This window comes from Caldicoprobacter faecalis, assembly GCF_900115765.1.
Classification (GTDB): Bacteria; Bacillota; Clostridia; order Caldicoprobacterales; family Caldicoprobacteraceae; genus Caldicoprobacter; species Caldicoprobacter oshimai.
In genome coordinates this window covers 1-1508 of record NZ_FOXR01000082.1, presented here as the reverse complement: position 1 = coordinate 1508, position 1508 = coordinate 1, and the positions used below count along the sequence as shown (strand labels likewise).

Here is a 1508-nt window from a genome sequence, read left to right as displayed (position 1 = left end):
CCTATCTTCCTGCCAGTAGCGCCCTTTATAACATTAATAAGTTCGCTTGGAGAATACCTTGGAAGTGCAGAAATAAATAGATGAATATGGTCAGGCATTATTTCAAGTGCTAAAATATCAAACTTGTATGTCTTGGATAGTTCCCTGATTGTTTCTTCAACTGTATTTTTTACTTCAGGGTCTTTTAAAAAGTCTTTTCTGTACTTTGGTATCCAAACAAAGTGGTAGTTGATTAGGAATTTAGCATGTCGTGTGGATTTGTAGGTATTCATTCTAAACCAACCTTCTTAATTCCAAGATTTGGTTTAATTATATCATACTTGGTTCTCAGTTTCAACCCTTGCATTCATCCCCGCCCTACAAGGACGAGGCTTTCTGCAGAATTCTTGTAAAATAAATATAATGGTTGTAAAATAAATATAATGGATAAATAGGATGCCTTTAATGAACTTATTTCCATAACTTTTACAGCATAAAGAGAGGGAAGAAGGTCTATGAAAAAATTAGTAAAATGTTTATTAATAAGCCTCTTAATTATATCTACTTTAGGCTCAGGATGTAAAACAGTAAAAGAGAAAAACCCTGATTATAGCACACAACCTGCTAGTTATAATATAAATGAAATTGATGAATTCTTGCTCGAAACAGGCATGCCATTAGATATGGTTAAAGCCTTAGATGAGCAGCTTAAAACTTATATATACGAAACCATTGATACTACGAAAAATTTAATTTTTAGCGGATATAATGAGGAAACAATTACTTTCCCGAATACAGATGACGGTGATATAAGTCCAAATGCTATACCACATTCTGAATTATCCTTGACGGTTACATCATTCAAAGATAGTAGTGGAGTATATCATATATATCCAACATTCGAATGGAAAGTTCCAAACAAGGTAGCTAACGATACTTTTGCTTTTGTATTACCTGAAGGATGGTATTTAGTGCCAAGCAAATACAATTTAAGAATGTGGTATAAAGTTAGTCCAGGTGATGCTTGGGAGATGACAGAAGATTTATCAAGACCTTCTACTGCAACTTTGTATGGATATGGATGGAACATACCAAAATACTATTATGATGGATATGGATGGGAAACAACAAAATATTATGCCAGAAAAGCTTTCGTAAAAGGACATGCATATTTTAATGCAAAACCAACAACACCCACTCCTGATAAAAGAATATGTGTATCATATGCAGACGATACTTCATCTAGATTAAATTTATCCTATTCTTTAACCTATAAAGCATTATTTATAACTCTTCATCCCGCTTCAGATGATAGTGTCAGATTTAGCTTTAAGTTATTAGAATTTTAAATTTGTGACGTCCTCCCCTCAATAAATTGAGGGGCATCCTCAAGCGGATGTACGCAAAAGTTTATCCTTGCGCTTCGGTTCAGTAACACCGTGCCACCCCAATAGGAACGACACAGCCACGGGCCGCGCCACTCGGCCACTACTCCCCTTCACGGGAGATACCTTATACGCTCTCTCGTA

The 1508-nt window shown here is 35.3% G+C and carries 2 protein-coding genes; one reads left to right on the top strand and one right to left on the bottom strand.

Annotation, left to right across the window (positions count from 1 at the left end):
- Nucleotides 1–272, bottom strand: a 272-nt coding sequence (gene tnpA / locus BM241_RS12120) for an IS200/IS605 family transposase (protein ID WP_092282914.1), incomplete at its 3' end; no start/stop codon positions are given.
- 222 nt (nt 273–494) lie between these two features.
- On the opposite strand from tnpA, the gene BM241_RS12115 reads away from it, so the two are divergent.
- Nucleotides 495–1328, top strand: coding sequence for a hypothetical protein (locus BM241_RS12115; RefSeq protein WP_092282913.1), 834 nt, complete (start codon nt 495–497; stop codon nt 1326–1328).
- Nucleotides 1329–1508: the final 180 nt, after the last annotated feature.